At 73.7% G+C, this 15252-nt stretch carries 14 protein-coding genes and 1 riboswitch; of the genes, 4 read left to right on the top strand and 10 right to left on the bottom strand.

Annotation, left to right across the window (positions count from 1 at the left end; translation table 11 throughout):
• Positions 1-18: 18 nt before the first annotated feature.
• From ACZ4QV_RS04725 to ACZ4QV_RS04715, 3 genes are all read right to left on the bottom strand, one after another.
• A complete protein-coding gene (locus ACZ4QV_RS04725; protein WP_361143557.1) occupies positions 19-516 on the bottom strand; it encodes a DUF6114 domain-containing protein in 498 nt (165 codons plus the stop codon).
• On the bottom strand, positions 507-1127 hold the full coding sequence (locus ACZ4QV_RS04720; protein WP_467762576.1) for a DUF6230 family protein: 621 nt from the start codon (positions 1125-1127) through the stop codon (positions 507-509). The genes ACZ4QV_RS04725 and ACZ4QV_RS04720 overlap by 10 nt, the downstream gene beginning before the upstream one ends.
• A 295-nt stretch (positions 1128-1422) precedes the next feature.
• Positions 1423-2655 carry a cytochrome P450 gene (locus ACZ4QV_RS04715; protein WP_467762575.1) on the bottom strand — a complete coding sequence of 411 codons (1233 nt, stop codon included), beginning with the start codon at positions 2653-2655 and terminating at the stop codon, positions 1423-1425.
• Between the two features lie 330 nt (positions 2656-2985).
• Between ACZ4QV_RS04715 and ACZ4QV_RS04710 the strand changes: the two genes are divergently transcribed.
• Together ACZ4QV_RS04710 and ACZ4QV_RS04705 are read left to right on the top strand one after the other, a co-directional pair.
• Positions 2986-4155 carry a steroid 3-ketoacyl-CoA thiolase gene (locus ACZ4QV_RS04710; protein WP_361586695.1) on the top strand — a complete coding sequence of 390 codons (1170 nt, stop codon included), beginning with the start codon at positions 2986-2988 and terminating at the stop codon, positions 4153-4155.
• Between the two features lie 97 nt (positions 4156-4252).
• Positions 4253-4834: a DinB family protein gene (locus tag ACZ4QV_RS04705; RefSeq protein WP_361586698.1), complete on the top strand. Its 582-nt coding sequence runs from the start codon at positions 4253-4255 to the stop codon at positions 4832-4834.
• Positions 4835-4909: 75 nt separating this feature from the next.
• Here the strand turns inward: ACZ4QV_RS04705 and ACZ4QV_RS04700 are convergent, their stop codons facing one another.
• The 7 genes from ACZ4QV_RS04700 to ACZ4QV_RS04670 form a co-directional block, all read right to left on the bottom strand.
• Positions 4910-5356, bottom strand: a complete 447-nt coding sequence (locus tag ACZ4QV_RS04700) for an aggregation-promoting factor C-terminal-like domain-containing protein (protein ID WP_361586701.1) — start codon at positions 5354-5356, stop codon at positions 4910-4912.
• A gap of 355 nt (positions 5357-5711) precedes the next feature.
• Positions 5712-6602, bottom strand: coding sequence for an ECF transporter S component (locus tag ACZ4QV_RS04695; RefSeq protein WP_361143540.1), 891 nt, complete (start codon positions 6600-6602; stop codon positions 5712-5714).
• Positions 6599-8419, bottom strand: a complete 1821-nt coding sequence (locus ACZ4QV_RS04690; protein ID WP_361586705.1) for an ABC transporter ATP-binding protein — start codon at positions 8417-8419, stop codon at positions 6599-6601. The genes ACZ4QV_RS04695 and ACZ4QV_RS04690 overlap by 4 nt, the downstream gene beginning before the upstream one ends.
• Positions 8416-9618, bottom strand: coding sequence for an energy-coupling factor transporter transmembrane component T (locus tag ACZ4QV_RS04685; RefSeq protein ID WP_361586708.1), 1203 nt, complete (start codon positions 9616-9618; stop codon positions 8416-8418). The genes ACZ4QV_RS04690 and ACZ4QV_RS04685 overlap by 4 nt, the downstream gene beginning before the upstream one ends.
• Entirely contained in the window at positions 9615-10328 is a 714-nt protein-coding gene (locus ACZ4QV_RS04680) for an SCO2322 family protein (protein WP_361586711.1), read from the bottom strand. The genes ACZ4QV_RS04685 and ACZ4QV_RS04680 overlap by 4 nt, the downstream gene beginning before the upstream one ends.
• The gene (locus tag ACZ4QV_RS04675; RefSeq protein WP_361586714.1) at positions 10328-11659 is read right to left on the bottom strand and encodes a prenyltransferase/squalene oxidase repeat-containing protein; all 1332 of its coding nucleotides are present in this window, start codon (positions 11657-11659) and stop codon (positions 10328-10330) included. The genes ACZ4QV_RS04680 and ACZ4QV_RS04675 overlap by 1 nt, the downstream gene beginning before the upstream one ends.
• Positions 11660-11883: 224 nt before the next feature.
• Positions 11884-11994, bottom strand: a riboswitch (cobalamin riboswitch).
• Between the two features lie 141 nt (positions 11995-12135).
• A complete protein-coding gene (locus ACZ4QV_RS04670; protein ID WP_361586717.1) occupies positions 12136-13209 on the bottom strand; it encodes an MBL fold metallo-hydrolase in 1074 nt (357 codons plus the stop codon).
• 208 nt (positions 13210-13417) lie between these two features.
• Between ACZ4QV_RS04670 and ACZ4QV_RS04665 the strand changes: the two genes are divergently transcribed.
• Entirely contained in the window at positions 13418-14869 is a 1452-nt protein-coding gene (locus tag ACZ4QV_RS04665) for an aldehyde dehydrogenase (protein WP_361586720.1), read from the top strand.
• 8 nt (positions 14870-14877) lie between these two features.
• Positions 14878-15159, top strand: coding sequence for a ferredoxin (locus tag ACZ4QV_RS04660; RefSeq protein WP_361143519.1), 282 nt, complete (start codon positions 14878-14880; stop codon positions 15157-15159).
• The last annotated feature ends 93 nt before the right edge of the window (positions 15160-15252 follow it).

Genomic DNA, 15252 nt, shown 5'->3' with positions numbered 1-15252 from the left:
TCCTGCCGCGCGGCCCGGTCAGCTCTGCGGCTGGGTGCGGGGCGGTGCGGACGGCTCGCTGCCGGACGGGCCCGCACCCGGCTCCGGCCGCGGGCCCGTGCTCGTACCCGCGTCCGCCCGCGGTTCCGGCTCGGGCTCCGGCAGTGGGCGTGGCTGCCAGGCGAAGATCATGCCGCCGCCGAGGATGCCGACGATCGTGCCGAACAGGAACCCGCCGAGGTTGGACATCACCAGTGCGGCGGTGGCCACCAGGACGGTGAGGACGCCGGCCAGCCCCCGGTAGTGCGGCGCGAACCACGCGGACAGGCCCATCAGGATCATGACCAGGCCCATCAGGACGGACGGGATCCCGGCGATGCCCTGCTGGAGCATGATCTTCAGCGGTGCCAGCGGGATGGCGCAGATCTCCGCACCGGCGACGACGGCCGCCAGCCCGCCCCAGAAGGGGCGGCCCTTGCGCCAGCGCCGCCAGGCCGCACGCCCGCGCCGCCAGGAGCCCTTCCCGGTCAGAAGCATTCCTTCTTGCCCTTGGAGATCTTCATGCTCAGGCCGGCCAGCCGGAACGTCCCGGCGTTGGTGGCCCAGGCCGTCTGCTTGAGGTCGGTGATGTTGACGTCGTCGGCCTGCTGGGCGAACAGGTCCTGCATGCCCTGGGCGGTCGCCGGTCCCTTGTCGAGGGTGGAGGCGTCCCGGCCGATCTCGATGTTGTTGAAGTCCGCGTTGCCGGAGAGCTGGGTGGCGTCGACGAAGAGGTCGGTCGCCTTGACCGGCGTCTTGCCGCCGCCCGCGGTGAGGTTGAGTGAGATGTCGCCGATGACCGGCAGTGTGGTGACCACCGACTGGCACAGTTTGTGCAGGTCGGCCTTCTTGATGGCGGTCACGGCCACGGGCAGCAGTTCGCCGCGCGCGTTCTGGTCGACGCCGCCGTACTGGGCGAAGCCTTCGCCGTTGAGGGAGGCGGCGGACACCTTGAACTGCTGTCCCGATACGGCGAACGAAGCCGCCAGCGCGCCGTTGGCCAGGGCGATGCCCAGCGCGGCGGTCCCGGCGAGGGCCGGGACGGACAGCACGGCGAACTTGCGCCAGCTGACGCGCCCCGTGACGTGTCTGCCGTGTGCGTCCTTCATGAGAGTGGTCCCCTTCGAAGTGCGGTGGATCGCGCAGCCGAGAGTTGTGGGGGGACGTGCTGGGCACCGGGCCAGGAAACGGCAAGCGTGTGGTGATCGGGTGGAGGGTGTGAAGAACTGGCCGGTGTTACTGGCGAGTTGAATGTAAGTCTGCCAGTAGCCGTTGGCAAGGTTGAGGACCGAAGGAACCACAGGAGACGCAAAAGAGACGCGGCGGCACGTCGCCCGGCAGCCCCGCCGTACCGGAGCGTCCCGTACGGCTCGGCTCCGCCGCGTCTTCGCGTACGCGCACGCCCTACGCGTACCGGACCCGCAGCTCCTTCACCCCGTTCAGCCAGGCCGACCGCAGCCGGCGCGGGGCGCCTGCGAGGGCGATGTCCGGCACGGTGTCGGCGATGGCCTGGAAGATCAAATCGATCTCCAGGACGGCGAGCGACTTGCCGAGGCAGAAGTGCGGGCCGCCTCCGCCGAACCCCAGGTGGGGGTTGGGATCGCGGGTGATGTCGAACGTCCCGGGGGCCTCGAAGACCTCGGGGTCGTGGTTGGCGGAGGCGTAGAAGAGGCCGACGCGCTGCCCCTTGCCGATCCGCGCGCCGCCCAGGGTGGTGTCCTGGGTGGCGGTGCGCTGGAAGGAGACGACGGGCGTCGCCCAGCGCACGATCTCCTCGGCGGCGGTACCGGGCCGTTCCCGTTTGTACAGCTCCCACTGGTCGGGATGGGTCAGGAACGCGTGCATCCCGTGGGTGATCGCGTTGCGGGTCGTCTCGTTGCCCGCGACGGCCAGCAGGAGGACGAAGAACCCGAACTCGTCGGACGCGAGGTTGCCCTCGTCCTCCGCCGCCACGAGCCGGCTGACGATGTCCTGGGCCGGGCACTCCTTGCGGGCCGCGGCCAGGTTCATCGCGTACGAGATCAGCTCCTCCGCCGCGGTGTTGCCGACCTCCTCGGTGATGGCCAGCTCCGGGTCGTCGTACGCGACCATCTTGTTCGACCAGTCGAAGATCCGGGACCGGTCGTCCTGGGGGACGCCGATCAGCTCGGCGATGGCCTGGAGCGGGAGCTCGCAGGCGATGTCGGTGACGAAGTCGCCGGACTCCTTGCCGCGGGCCGCGGCGACGATGGTCCGCGCGCGCTCGCGCAGGGCCCCTTCGAGGGCGCGGATCGCGCGGGGCGTGAAGCCGCGCTGGACGATCTGCCGGACCCGGGTGTGTTCCGGCGGGTCCATGTTCAGCATGATCAGCTTCTGCACGTCGATCTTGTCGCGGGTCATGGCCGCGTTGAAGCGGATGATCGAGGTGTTCAGGCTCGCCGAGAAGACCTCCGGCCGGGTGGAGACCTCCCGGACGTCCTCGTGCCGGGTCACCACCCAGTAGCCGTCGTCGCCGAAGCCGGCGATGCCGTGCGGCTGGGCGTTCCACCAGACGGGCTCGGTGCGCCGCAGCTGGGCGAACTCGGGCAGCGGGACGCGGTGGTGGTAGACGTCGGGGTCGGTGAAGTCGAACCCGTCGGGCAGCGCGGGGCATGGCATCTCGGCGACTCCAGCTCTGGTCCGGCCCGGTGCCGGTCGCGTGCCGGTCGGGGGTCCTGGCGGCCCGCCGTCGTACGGATGCCGACCGGCGGTCCTGACGGGCCGTCAGCTCATGGCGGTGAAGGTAGTAACGAGTTCTATAAGTGGCAAGGGGGCGCGGGGCGTCAAGTACCGGCTCGGCGCGCCTGTTGGGGGTGGAAGGCCCGTGCAGCACCCTTGCGCCGCCGCCCGCGGCTCAAAGAGACTGGCCGGGGAACTAGAACGCGTACCAGTTCCGTCGTCGGGGGTGCCGGGACGTCCTGCGGGACGTGAGGAGAGGACGAGTCAGTCATGGCCGCGGAACCCGTCATCGTGGAAGCCGTACGCACCCCGATCGGCAAGCGCGGCGGCGCGCTCGCCAACCTCCACCCCGCCTACCTCCTCGGCGAGACCTACCGCGAACTGCTCGCCCGCACCGGCATCCAGCCGGACTGCGTGGAACAGATCGTCGGCGGCACGGTCACCCACGCCGGCGAGCAGTCCATGAACCCGGCCCGCACCGCCTGGCTGACGATGGGCCTGCCGTACGAGACGGCCGCCACCACCGTGGACTGCCAGTGCGGCTCGTCCCAGCAGGCCAACCACATGGTCGCCAACATGGTCGCGGGCGGCGTCATCGACATCGGCATCGGGTGCGGCGTGGAGGCGATGTCCCGGGTGCCGCTCGGCAGCGGCTCCAAGCACGGCCCCGGCAAACCCTGGCCGGACGAGTGGAACGTGGACCTGCCCAACCAGTTCGAGGCGGCCGAACGCATCGCCCGCAACCGGGGGCTGACCCGCGCGGACGTCGACGCGCTCGGGCTGCGCTCGCAGGAGCGGGCCGCGGCGGCCTGGGCCGAGGAACGTTTCAAGCGTGAGACCTTCGCCGTGCAGGTGCCGACCACGGAGGACGAACAGGCCGCCGGGCAGGGCATGTGGCGGCTGGTGGACCGCGACGAAGGGCTGCGCGACACGAGCATGGAGGCGCTCGGCGGGCTCAAGCCGGTCATGCCGACCGCCGTGCACACGGCGGGCAACTGCTCACAGATCTCGGACGGCGCGAGCGCGGTGATGTGGGCGTCCAAGCGGATGGCCCGCGCGCTCAAACTCAAGCCACGGGCCCGCATCGTCGCCCAGGCGCTGGTCGGCGCGGACCCCCACTACCACCTCGACGGGCCCATCGACGCGACGCGGGCCGTGCTGGGCAAGGCCGGGATGTCACTGAAGGACATCGATCTGGTCGAGATCAACGAGGCGTTCGCGTCGGTCGTGCTGTCCTGGGCGCGGGTCTTCGACCAGGACCTGGAGAAGGTCAATGTGAACGGCGGCGCCATCGCCCTGGGTCATCCGGTCGGCGCCACGGGTGCCCGCCTGATCACCACGGCACTGCACGAACTGGAGCGGACGGGGAAGGAGTTCGCCCTGGTGACGATGTGCGCGGGTGGAGGGCTGGCGACGGGGACGATCCTTCAGCGGCTGTGAGGGGCGGGGCCGGGACGGCGATACGACGCGGCGGGCGAGGGGCGCGGGGGACGGCGCTGCGAGGGGCGTTGTCAGTGGTCCCTGTCACACTCGCCTCATGACCGAATCAGGGGTGCGGGAGACGAAGCCTGCGGCGGTGCCGCAGGAGAATTACGCGCCGATGTGGGCGGACGACGGCGGTGTGCGGCAGCGCCCGCCGCTGGTGGGGGACGAGCGGGACATCCTCACCAGCTATCTGGAGTGGCACCGCGCCACCTTCGAGCTGAAGTGCTCGGGAGTGCCCGCCGAGCGGCTCTCGGAGCGGACGGTGCCGCCGTCCGGGATGAGCCTGCACGGGCTGATACGGCATCTCGCCGGCGTGGAGCGGTGGTGGTTCCACCTCCAGTTCGCGGGCGAACGGACCCCGATGCTCCACTACTCCGACGAGTACCCCGACCAGGATTTCGACGACCTGTCCGGCGACCCGGCGGAGGCCCTGGCCGTCTGGCGGGAGCAGTGCGAGCACTCCCGCCGCATCGTGGCCGGCGCACCGTCCCTGGACGCGACGGGCACCCACGCGGCCTCGGGAGAGCCGGTCTCCCTGCGCCGCATCATGGTCGACCTGATAGCGGAGTACGCCCGGCACAACGGCCACGCCGACCTGCTGCGCGAGCGGATCGACGGGGCGACCGGGCGCTGACCGGGGCGGGTGCGCGAAAGCGGCCGACGCCGGAGGCGTCGGCCGCTTCAGGGGAGGTCAACTGCCGCGGGCCGCTCAGTACCAGTTGTGGGACTGCCAGAACTTCCAGGCGTCGCAGGGGCTGCCGTAGGTGGAGTTCATGTAGTCCAGACCCCACTTGATCTGGGTCTCCGGGTTGGTCTTCCAGTCCGGGCCCGCCGAGGCCATCTTCGAGCCCGGCTGTGCCTGCACGAGGCCGTAGGCGCCGCTGGACGGGTTGGTGGCGGTCGGGTCCCAGCCGCTCTCGCGCTCGACGATGTTGCTGAAGCACTGGTACTGGGCCTGGTCCGGGATCAGCTTGTGCGCCGCGGCCTTGGCGTCGCTCGCGCTCGCGGAGGACGGGGCCTGCGCGGGGGCGGCGGCCTGGGCCGGAGTGGCGCCGAAGGCGACGGCCGAGGCGCCCAGGGCGACGGCACCGACGGCGACGACGGCCTTCTTGCGGGCGGCGAGACGGCTGGTGATCGTGGACGAGGTGACGCTCACGGGAGGGGGAACCTTCCGACGGGGTGCAAGGGGCGCCGCCGAGGCTGCGGCCAGGGGGGAAGAAGCACGCTGCGCTCGGCGACAACATCCACCCTGGGAAGTGGTCGGCGGGGTTGGCAATACCCGGACGTACTAGTGGATCTCGCACGCGGGGTGAAAGGTCCTGCCCGTTCCGGCCCGAGGGGGAGCGGATCGGCGGGAGGCCGGATCTACGAAGGAGAGTCGTACGGGGGCGGAAGTCCTGTGGGTGGGGTCACACGGAGTCGGGTGGAGGTAAGGGTCGGGACGGGAGTGCAGGTATTACTGCTCAATCTCGGGCACTACTGCCGCCTGCTTCGGGCCCTTGCTTCAGCCCTTACCGCTTCTCCGGCTGCGGGGGCGTCGCTTCGGGGGCGAACGTCGCCGGGGCGTCGAACGCCGCGCGGCGCGTGGCGCGGCGCAGAGCCTTGAGGAGGGTGGGGCCGAGGGTGAGGGTGAGGACCACCGTGACCAGGGCCCTGGGCAGGTCCCAGCCCAGTGAGGTCGCCAGGCAGTAGGCGACGAAGCGCGCCAGGTTGTCGGGGAGCGGATCGCCCGGCACGAAGGAGACGCCGGTGGCCATGCCGCCGATGTAGGGCCAGCCCTGGAGATTCATGACCAGGCCGTACAGGACGGCGGAGACCCCGCCGTACACCGCGATCATGATGAGTTCGCGGCGGCCGCGCAGCCGGTCCGGGCCCGGCAGCAGGCCCGCGCCCATCGCCACCCACCCCATCGACAGCATCTGGAACGGCAGCCACGGCCCCACCCCGCCGGTCAGCAGCGCGGAGGCGAACATCGACACCGAGCCGAGCACGAACCCGAAGCCCGGCCCCAGCACCCGCCCGGACAGCACCATCAGGAAGAACATCGGCTCGATGCCGGCGGTGCCCGCGCCCAGCGGGCGCATCGCCGCGCCCGCGGCGGCGAGGACGCCGAGCATGGCGATGGCCTTCGCGTCCAGGCTGGGCGCGCCGCCCGTCGCCGAGGACGCCGAGGTGTCGGCGATCGTGGCCACGACGACGGCGAGCAGCAGCGGCAGCAGGGCCGCGAACAGCCACGGCGCGTCCTTGGAGTGCGCGAGGCCGGAGGCGGAGCCGGCCAGCAGGGGCCAGCCGAAGGCCATCACACCGATGGCGGAGATCAGGACGAGTGCGGCCACGGCGCGCGGGCCCAGCCGGACCGCCCGTGCCTGCCGGTCCGGGGGAGCGGGGAGCGTACGGGTCATGCCGTGGCCTCCAGAGCGTGGGCGACCTGGGGCACGGTGAGCCACGGCAGCGGCGCCAGCACCTTGGAGACCTGCGGTGCGAAGGCGGGGGAGGAGACGACGACCTCGGCGGTCGGGCCGTCCGCTACGACCTCGCCGTCCGCGAGGATGACGAGCCGGTGGGCCAGCTCGGCGGCCAGTTCGACGTCGTGGGTGGCCAGCACGATCGCGTGCCCCTCGGCGGCCAGCCCGCGCAGCAGCTCCACGAGACGCCCCTTGGCCGCGTAGTCCAGACCGCGGGTCGGCTCGTCGAGCAGGAGCAGCGGCGGCCGGGCGGTCAGCACGACGGCCAGCGCGAGGGCGAGCCGCTGGCCTTCGGAGAGGTCGCGCGGGTGGGTGCTGTCCGGTACGTCCGGGAGCAGCCGGGTGACCAGGCCGCGGCAGGTGCCGGCGGCGGCGTCCGCGTCGTGGTCGGCGGCGGCGCACTCGGCGGCGACGGTGTCCGCGTACAGGAGGTCGCGCGGCTCCTGCGGTACGAGGCCGACGTGCCGCAGCAGCGTACGCGGCGCGGTGCGGTGCGGAGCCGCGCCGCCGACGTGTACCGACCCGGCGGTCGGCTCGTGCATGCCGACGAGGGTGGTGAGCAGGGTGGACTTGCCCGCGCCGTTGCGGCCCATGAGGGCGATCGTCTCGCCGGCGCGGACGGTCAGGCCGACGCGGTGCAGGGCGTCGATCCGGCCGCGCCGTACGGAGAGCCCGGCGGTCTCGGCGGCGAGCGGGCCACCGGAGCCCGCAGGCGCGGGCCCCGACGCGGAGGTGTGCCCCGGCGTGGACGTGTGCCCGGGCCCGTGCGTCACCCCGGCGGGGTGACGTTCCTCGCGGCGGCGCCACCGCCCGAAGCGCTTACGGCTGGAGACAGCGTCCTCCGAGCCGCGGCCGGTGACGGGGCCGGAGCCGTTGCCGGGACCGGACGCCCCGGAACCGGTGTCCGGCGCCGTCACCCCGGTTTCCCCCGGCTCCACCCCCGCCAGCCGCTCGCGCAGGGACGACGCCTTGCGGCGGGCGTCGCGTACCGACAGCGGCAGCGGTGACCAGTGGGCGAGCCGGCCCAGGGCCACCACCGGCGGGTGGACGGGGGAGACGGCCATGATGTCGGCGGGTGCGCCGACGACCGGGGGCGCGCCGGGCGCGGGCAGCAGGATGACCTGGTCCGCGTACTGGACGACGCGCTCCAGCCGGTGTTCGGCCAGCAGGACCGTCGTACCGAGGTCGTGCACCAGGCGCTGCAGCACGGCGAGCACCTCCTCGGCGGCGGCCGGGTCCAGGGCGGAGGTCGGTTCGTCCAGGACCAGCACCTTGGGGTGGGTGGTGAGCACCGAGCCGATGGCGACCCGCTGCTGCTGCCCGCCGGAGAGCGTGGTGATGGCGCGGTCGCGCAGGTCGGCGAGGCCGAGGAGGTCCAGGGTCTCCTCGACGCGGCGCCGCATGACGTCCGGGGCCAGGCCCAGGGACTCCATGCCGTACGCGAGTTCGTCCTCGACGGTGTCGGTGACGAAGTGGGCGAGCGGGTCCTGGCCGACGGTGCCGACCACGTCGGCCAGTTCGCGCGGCTTGTGGGTCCGGGTGTCCCGGCCGGCCACGGTGACGCGGCCGCGCAGGGTGCCGCCGGTGAAGTGCGGCACGAGGCCGCAGACGGCGTTCAGCACGGTGGACTTGCCGACGCCGGAGGGGCCGACGAGCAGGCACAGTTCGCCTTCGGGCACGGTCAGGTCGATGCCCTGGACGGCGGGTTCCGCGGCGTCCCCGTAGGTGACCGACACCTGGTCGAAGCGGATCACTGAGGGGACTCCTTCGTGTGCGGCGCGCCCTGCGCCGGAGACTTCTCTGCCCGTACCCGCCCGGCCCCCGACTCCGTCCCCGGCTCCGCCTCGGCCCCCGCGGCCCGCTGCGGCAGCGGCGCGACGAACGCCGGAAGCAGCCCCACCAGGACGCCGGTCGCGGGCCACAGCGGGAGGACGGGCGCGGTGAGCGGGACGGCGGGCGGGTGCAGGGCGGCCGGGTCGGAGGAGTTCGCCCAGATCATCAGGGCGGCCACCGCGATGCCGGAGCCCGACACCAGCCAGGCGCGCACGCCCCACCGGTCGGGCCGGTAGCGGCTGCGTACGGACCGGCGGCCGCCCAGCCACAGCCCGGCGAGGGCCGCGGCGAGCCCGGCGAGCAGCACCGGCAGGCCGTACGCCGCTCCGGTGTCGGCCAGCAGCCCGTACGTACCGGCGCAGACGCCGAGCAGGCCGCCGAGGGTGAGGGCGGTGGTGGTGTGCCGTACGGCGGGCGGCACCTGCGCCGTACGGCCGTAACCGCGCGCGTCCATCGCCGCCGCCAGCGACACCGAACGTTCCAGCGCACCCTCCAGGACCGGCAGCCCGACCTGGAGCAGCGCCTTGACGCCCCGGTCCGGGCGGCCGCGCAACCGGCGTGCGGCGCGCAGCCGCTGCACGTCGGCGACGAGATGGGGCGCGAAGGTCATCGCGACGACGACCGCGACGCCCGCCTCGTACAGGGCGCCCGGCAGGGACTTCAGCAGACGTGCCGGGCTGGCGAGCGCGTTCGCGGCGCCGACGCAGATCAGCAGGGTGCCCAGCTTCAGCCCGTCGTAGAAGGCGAAGAGCATCCCCTCGGCGGTGACCCGGCCGCCGATCCGCACACCGCGCGCCCACTCGGGCAACGGCACTTCCGGCAGCGTCACCAGGGTGTGCGTACCGGGGACGGGCGAGCCCAGGAAGAACGCGAAGACCAGCCGGATGCCGATCACCAGCAGGCCGAGTTTCAGGAACGCGCCGTACGAGCGGGCCCACGGGGCGTCCGTGCGGCGCGCCGCGACGACGTATCCGGCGACGCCGATCAGCAGGCCCAGCAGCAGCGGATTGGTCGTCCGGGAGGCCGCGGTGGCCAAACCCAGCGCCCACAGCCACCAGGCGCCCGCGTGCAGCGCGGTGGAGCGGGTGGCGCGGGGCGCGCCGAGGACGCGGGCGCTCATCCGCGGCGGCGGCGAGCCTGCCACCCGGCCGCCGCGCCCAGGACGACCAGGACGGCGAGGCCACCGATCAGTCCGGCGGAGGGGCCGCCCGAGGCGTCGTCGTCCGCCTGCTTCCCGGCGGCGGACGCACCTTCGGAAGCACCCGGGTCCGGCGTAGCTGAACCGGAACCGGAAGCCTGGTCCGCACACCCCGCCTTCGGATAACCGGCGATGGCGCACAGCAACGCGTTCGCGTCGTACCGCAGCGGCTTGGCGACGGCCGCCAGCGCGTCCCCGGCCGTCCCGTCCTCGGGCAGCCGCGCGCACTCCGTACGGACCGGCGGCGGGTTCTCCCCGGCCGCCGCGTCCGCCTTCGTACCGAAGTCGAGGACCAGGCCGACGCGCTTGGTGCCGTCCTGGGCGGGCGTCTTCCCGCAGATCGCGGCGAAGTCCGCGGCACGGCGCGGCTTGCCGGCCGCCGCCGAGCCGGCGCTGACGGTGAAACGGAACCCCACCACGGCGCCGTCCCGGGGGCGGCTGGTGGCCGGCCCCTCGGTCGCGTACGACCAGCCGCCGTCCCCGGAGGCCGGGGCGCCGGCGGCGGGCCCGTCCCAGAAGGACCAGTACCGGTACTCCTGCGCCCGGGCGGGCGCCGCGCCGAGGCCCGTGACCGTACCGGCCAGGACCAGGGCGCCGAGGAGGCGGGCGGAGCGGGACCGCGGCGGGCGCATCAGACGTCGCTCTTCTTCCGGCGGCCGCTGAGCAGGAACCCGGCGCCGATGCTCGCCACGAACACGATGCCGAAGATCCACCACACGCCGGAGTTCTGCTCGTCCTGGTCCTGCGCGTCCTTCTCGGGCGCGGCGGACGGCGCCGAGCTGCCGGCCGGCTTGGGGCCGGTGGCGTTCAACTGCGCGACCAGGTCGGCGCCGCCGAAGGAGCGCGGGTCGGCGCCCGCGGCGTGCGCGGCGAGCACGAGCTGCGCGTACGCGGCCGGGCCGGCTTCCTTGGCCCAGTTCGCGGAGTTCTTCTCCAGCCACTTCAGCGGCGCCTGCGCGGCGTCGCCGTGCGAGCCGGCGGCGAGGGCCACCACGGCGTCGGCGGTGTTGCCGACGTCGGGCTGGTCCCCGGCGCCGGGCATCGCGGACTTCAGGTGCTGGCCGTTGGCGCCGAGCACCGCGGCCAGGTAGGCGGCACCGCCCTCGGCGGCCTGCTTCGGGTCCCGCCGCGCGTCCTTGTCCGCCGCGCCGCCGTCGCACTTCAGGGGCTTGACCGGCGCGTTGACGTCCTTGCCCGCCGGGTCGACCACGAAGCCGTCGCCCAGCCCGCCGAGCACGGCGGCGGCCGTGGCGTCCGCGTTCGGGGCCAGCTTGCCGTCCTCGGGCTGGAAGGCGAACGCGCCGCGCTCCCCTTCCTTCGCGTCGCAGCCCAGCTGGAAGGTGACCAGTGCGTCGTACGGGGACTTGCCGCCCTTCTGCACGGACTCCGGCTTCTGACCCGCCGCCTTGAGCGCGCCGATCACCACGGAGGTGGAGTTGGCGTCACTGGGCGAGCCGCTCATCGACGGCCAGCCGCCGTCGTCGTTCTGTACCGACTTCAGCCACTTCACGGCCTTCTGCACGGCGTCGTCGTGCCCGCCGAGCGCGGCCAGCGCCTGCACCGCGGCACCCGTCTGGTTGGTGTCCCGCATCGTCTTGTCGTCGCACGCCGTGGCCGGGTCGGCGCGGTAGGCGCTGAAGGCGCCGTCGGAGCACTGCTGCCCGGCGAGCCAGTCGACGCCCGTCACCGACGGACGCACACCGGCGGTGCGCTGCGCGAGGAGGGCGAGCGACTGCCGCCACACGCCGTCGAACTTCGGGTCCTTGGTGCCGTACAGCCCGTCGGGCAGCTTCGACGCCTGCGCGGCGGGTGCGGGGGAGTCGGCGGCCGCCACGGGGGCACCGGCCGCGCACAGCACGGCGGCCCCGGCCAGCGCCGCGGCGGCGCGGCGCGCCAGGGCGGCGAAGGTGGGGGCCGTGGAAGCCCTGGGAGCCAGGGAAGCCTGGGAAGCCGTGGTGGCCATCGGGTCGGTGCCTCTCGGGTCAGGTCGCTGCGGTGGGTCCGCGGTGGGCCGGTGGTGGGTGCTGCGGTGGGTGCGCAGCCGCACTCGGACGCCCCGCCCTCCGCCGGTCGACGACCGGCCGCGGTGGCACCGGGCTCAGCTCCGCATACCTCGACGGTGCCGCGCACCGGGCGCCCGCGCGAGGAGGCGCGGCCTTCCGGTGGCGGGAGCCTTGGTCGTGCCCCAGCGGGTGCTCCGGCTCGGCGGGTGTACGGCGGACGTACGTCCCGGATCACGGTTGCGGGTCAGCGCCGGATTTCCACCGGCTTCCCCCGATCGGGCACGGGATGAAATTGTCTCGCACACCTTAACCGGCGGTCCGGGCGAGTCCCGGGTACGGGCCCGGGAGGCGCCGCCGCACCCGGACCGCCAGGGCCTGCCGTCACCTTCCTGCCTGCCGCGCGCCGCCCGGCCCCGGAGCCACCCGTCCTGCTCCCTCACACCGCCCGGTACTCCGCCGGCTCCGCCCCCGGCACCGCCTCCGCCAGCCCCAGCCGCACCAGCCGCCGCAGATGCGCCTCCGCCTCCGCGACCGCGATGGTGCGCGACGCGTACGGGATGCGCTCCCACGGCCGGTTCCACTCCATGGCCTCGGCGAGCTGCCACGGCGTGCGGGGTACGGCGAGCAGCGCGCGCAGCCCGGCCAGCCGCTCCTCGTGGTGGGCGAGCAGTTCGCGCACCCGGCCGGCCGCGTCCGTGAAGGCGTGCTGGTGGGCGGGGAGCACTTCGGCGGGTGCCAGCCGGGCGACGCGTTCCAGGGAGGCCAGGTAGTCACCGAGGGGGTCGCCGGGTGTCGCGTCGTCCGGGTCCTCGTAGAGCCCGATGTGCGGGCTGATGCCCGGCAGCAGGTGGTCACCGGAGAAGAGCCGGCCGTGCCCCGGCCGCCGGGCCGGGTGCTCCTCCTCCAGGTGCAGGCACACATGGCCGGGCGTGTGGCCGGGCGTCCAGACGGCGCGCAGCCGGCGGCCGGGCAGATCGAGGAGTGCGCCGGGTTCGATCTCGCGGTCGGGCAGTGCCGCCCGCTGCCCGGGGAGGTCACGCACCGGCTCCTTGGCGCGTACCTGACGCAGGGGCGTCAGGTGACTGTCGGGCGCGCCGGCCGCGGCCAGCTTGGCGATCAGGTGGTCCAGCCACCGGCCGGGTTCGGCCGCCCGGGTGCGGCGTACGACGGCGGCGTCCGCCGCGTGCATGGCGATCCACGCGCCGGACGCCTCCCGTACGCGGGCGGACAGGCCGTGGTGGTCGGGATGGTGGTGCGTGACGAGGACGCCGTGCAGATCGGTGACGTCGAAGCCGCAGGCGGTGATCCCGGCGGTCAGGGTGTCCCAGGCGTCCGGGTCGTCCCAGCCGGTGTCCACGAGGACCGGGCCGCGGCCGGTCTCCAGGAGGTGGACCAGGGTGTGGCCGAGCGGGTTGTCCGGGATGGGGACGGCGATCGACCACACGCCGCCCCGGTGGTCGGTCACCCGGGGCCCGGCCTCCGCCGTCCCGGTCCGGGCCGCTGCTGTCATCCGCGCACCTCCGCCTCCGCGCGGACGTGCCGCGCCCCCGTGCCGAGCACCGTACCGAGCCCCTCGTACCGGGCTGCCGTACCCGGCCCCGTACGAGCATTGCCCAGCATAACTAGAACTGGTACTAGTCCTGATGCAGCGTCAGAAACTCTCCGCACCGTCCTGGATCGCCACGAGACCCCCGTCCGACCCTCAGGAGGCGGCAGCCATGAGCGCACTCGTCGAGTACGAACAGCTCTACATCGGCGGCGAGTTCACCGACCCGGCCGGCGGCGGCACCATCGAGGTGGTCTCGCCGCACACCGAGCAGGTCATCGGCCGGGTGCCGCACGCCTCGCGGACCGACGTGGACCGGGCCGTCTCCGCGGCCCGCGCCTCCTTCGGCTCCGGGGTGTGGGCCGGTACGCCGCTCGCGGAGCGGATCGCGGTGGTCACGCGGATCAAGGACGCGTTCGCCGTGCGCAGCGAGGAGATCGCCAGGGTCATCAGCGCGGAGAACGGCACCCCGTACACCTCCAGCGTGATGGTGCAGGCGCTGGCCGCGATGATGGCGTGGGACGCGGCGGTCACGGTCGCCCGGGACTTCCCGTTCGAGGAACGCCGGGCCGGTGTGCTCGGGCCGCTGCTGGTACGGCGCGAGCCGGTCGGTGTGGTGGCGGCCGTGGTGCCGTGGAACGTGCCGCAGTTCACCGCGGCGGCCAAGCTGGCGCCGGCGCTGCTGGCCGGCTGTTCGGTGGTCCTCAAGGTGTCGCCCGAGACACCGCTCGACGCCTATCTGCTGGCGGACATCGTGAGCGAGGCCGGGCTGCCCCCGGGCGTGCTGTCCATCCTCCCGGCGGACCGGGAGGTGAGCGAGTACCTGGTCGGGCACCCGGACGTGGACAAGGTGGCCTTCACCGGGTCGGTCGCCGCGGGCCGGCGCGTCATGGAGGTCGCGGCGCGCAACCTGACGCGGGTGACGCTGGAGCTGGGGGGTAAGTCGGCCGCCGTCATCCTGCCGGACGCCGATCTGGACGCCGCGGTGGCGGGCATCGCGCCGTTCGCGTGGCTGGTCAACGGGCAGGCGTGCATCGGGCAGACGCGCATCCTCGCGCCCCGCGAGCACTACGACGAGATCGCCGAGCGGTTCGCCGCCGTCGCGTCCGCCCTGCGCGTGGGCGACCCGCTGGACCCGGCGACCGAGATCGGACCGCTGGTCGCCCGGCGCCAGCAGCAGCGGTCGCTGGACTACATCGCCCTCGGACAGCGCGAGGGCGCCAAGATCCTGACCGGCGGCGGGCGGCCGGAGGGGATGGAGACCGGCTGGTACGTGGAGCCGACGCTGTTCGGCGAGGTGTCCAACTCCATGCGCATCGCCCGCGAGGAGATCTTCGGCCCGGTGATCTGCCTGCTGCCGTACGAGGACGAGGCCGAGGCGGTCCGGATCGCGAACGACTCCGAGTACGGGCTGTCCGGCTCGGTGTGGACCGCGGACACCGAGCGCGGCATCGACGTCGCCCGGCGGGTGCGGACGGGTACGTACTCCGTGAACACCTTCAGCATCGACATGCTCGGTCCCTTCGGCGGTTACAAGAACTCCGGAATCGGGCGGGAGTTCGGGCCCGAGGGCTTCGGCGAATACCTGGAGCACAAGATGATCCATCTGCCGGCGGAGGGGTGAGGGACGGAATGAGCGGTACGGCCGACAAGGGCAGGAAGGGCGCGGAGGCCGGGCCGGACGGGCCCCGCTGGCGCGTGACGGTCGACCGGGGCGTCTGCATCGGCTCCGGCCTGTGCGTGGCCACCGCCCCCGGCGGCTTCGCGCTGGACGCGGCCCGCCAGTCGCACCCCGTACGGCCCGAGTGCGACGCGTCCGACGACGTGCTGGCGGCGGCCGAGGGCTGCCCCGTCGAAGCGATCACCGTGACGGACGCCGTCACGGGGGAGGCGGTCTTCCCGCCCGACGAGTGAGCGGCCCCGCCCGGCGCGGGCGCGGGCGGGCCCGGGGAGAGCGGCTTCCGGCCACCGGGGCGGTGGCCGTCCCCGCCGGGCGGTACGGGTGCG

Source organism: Streptomyces sp. NPDC026394, from assembly GCF_055567735.1.
The sequence above is the reverse complement of the archived record's forward strand: the minus strand, read 5'-3'. Positions and strand labels throughout refer to the sequence as shown.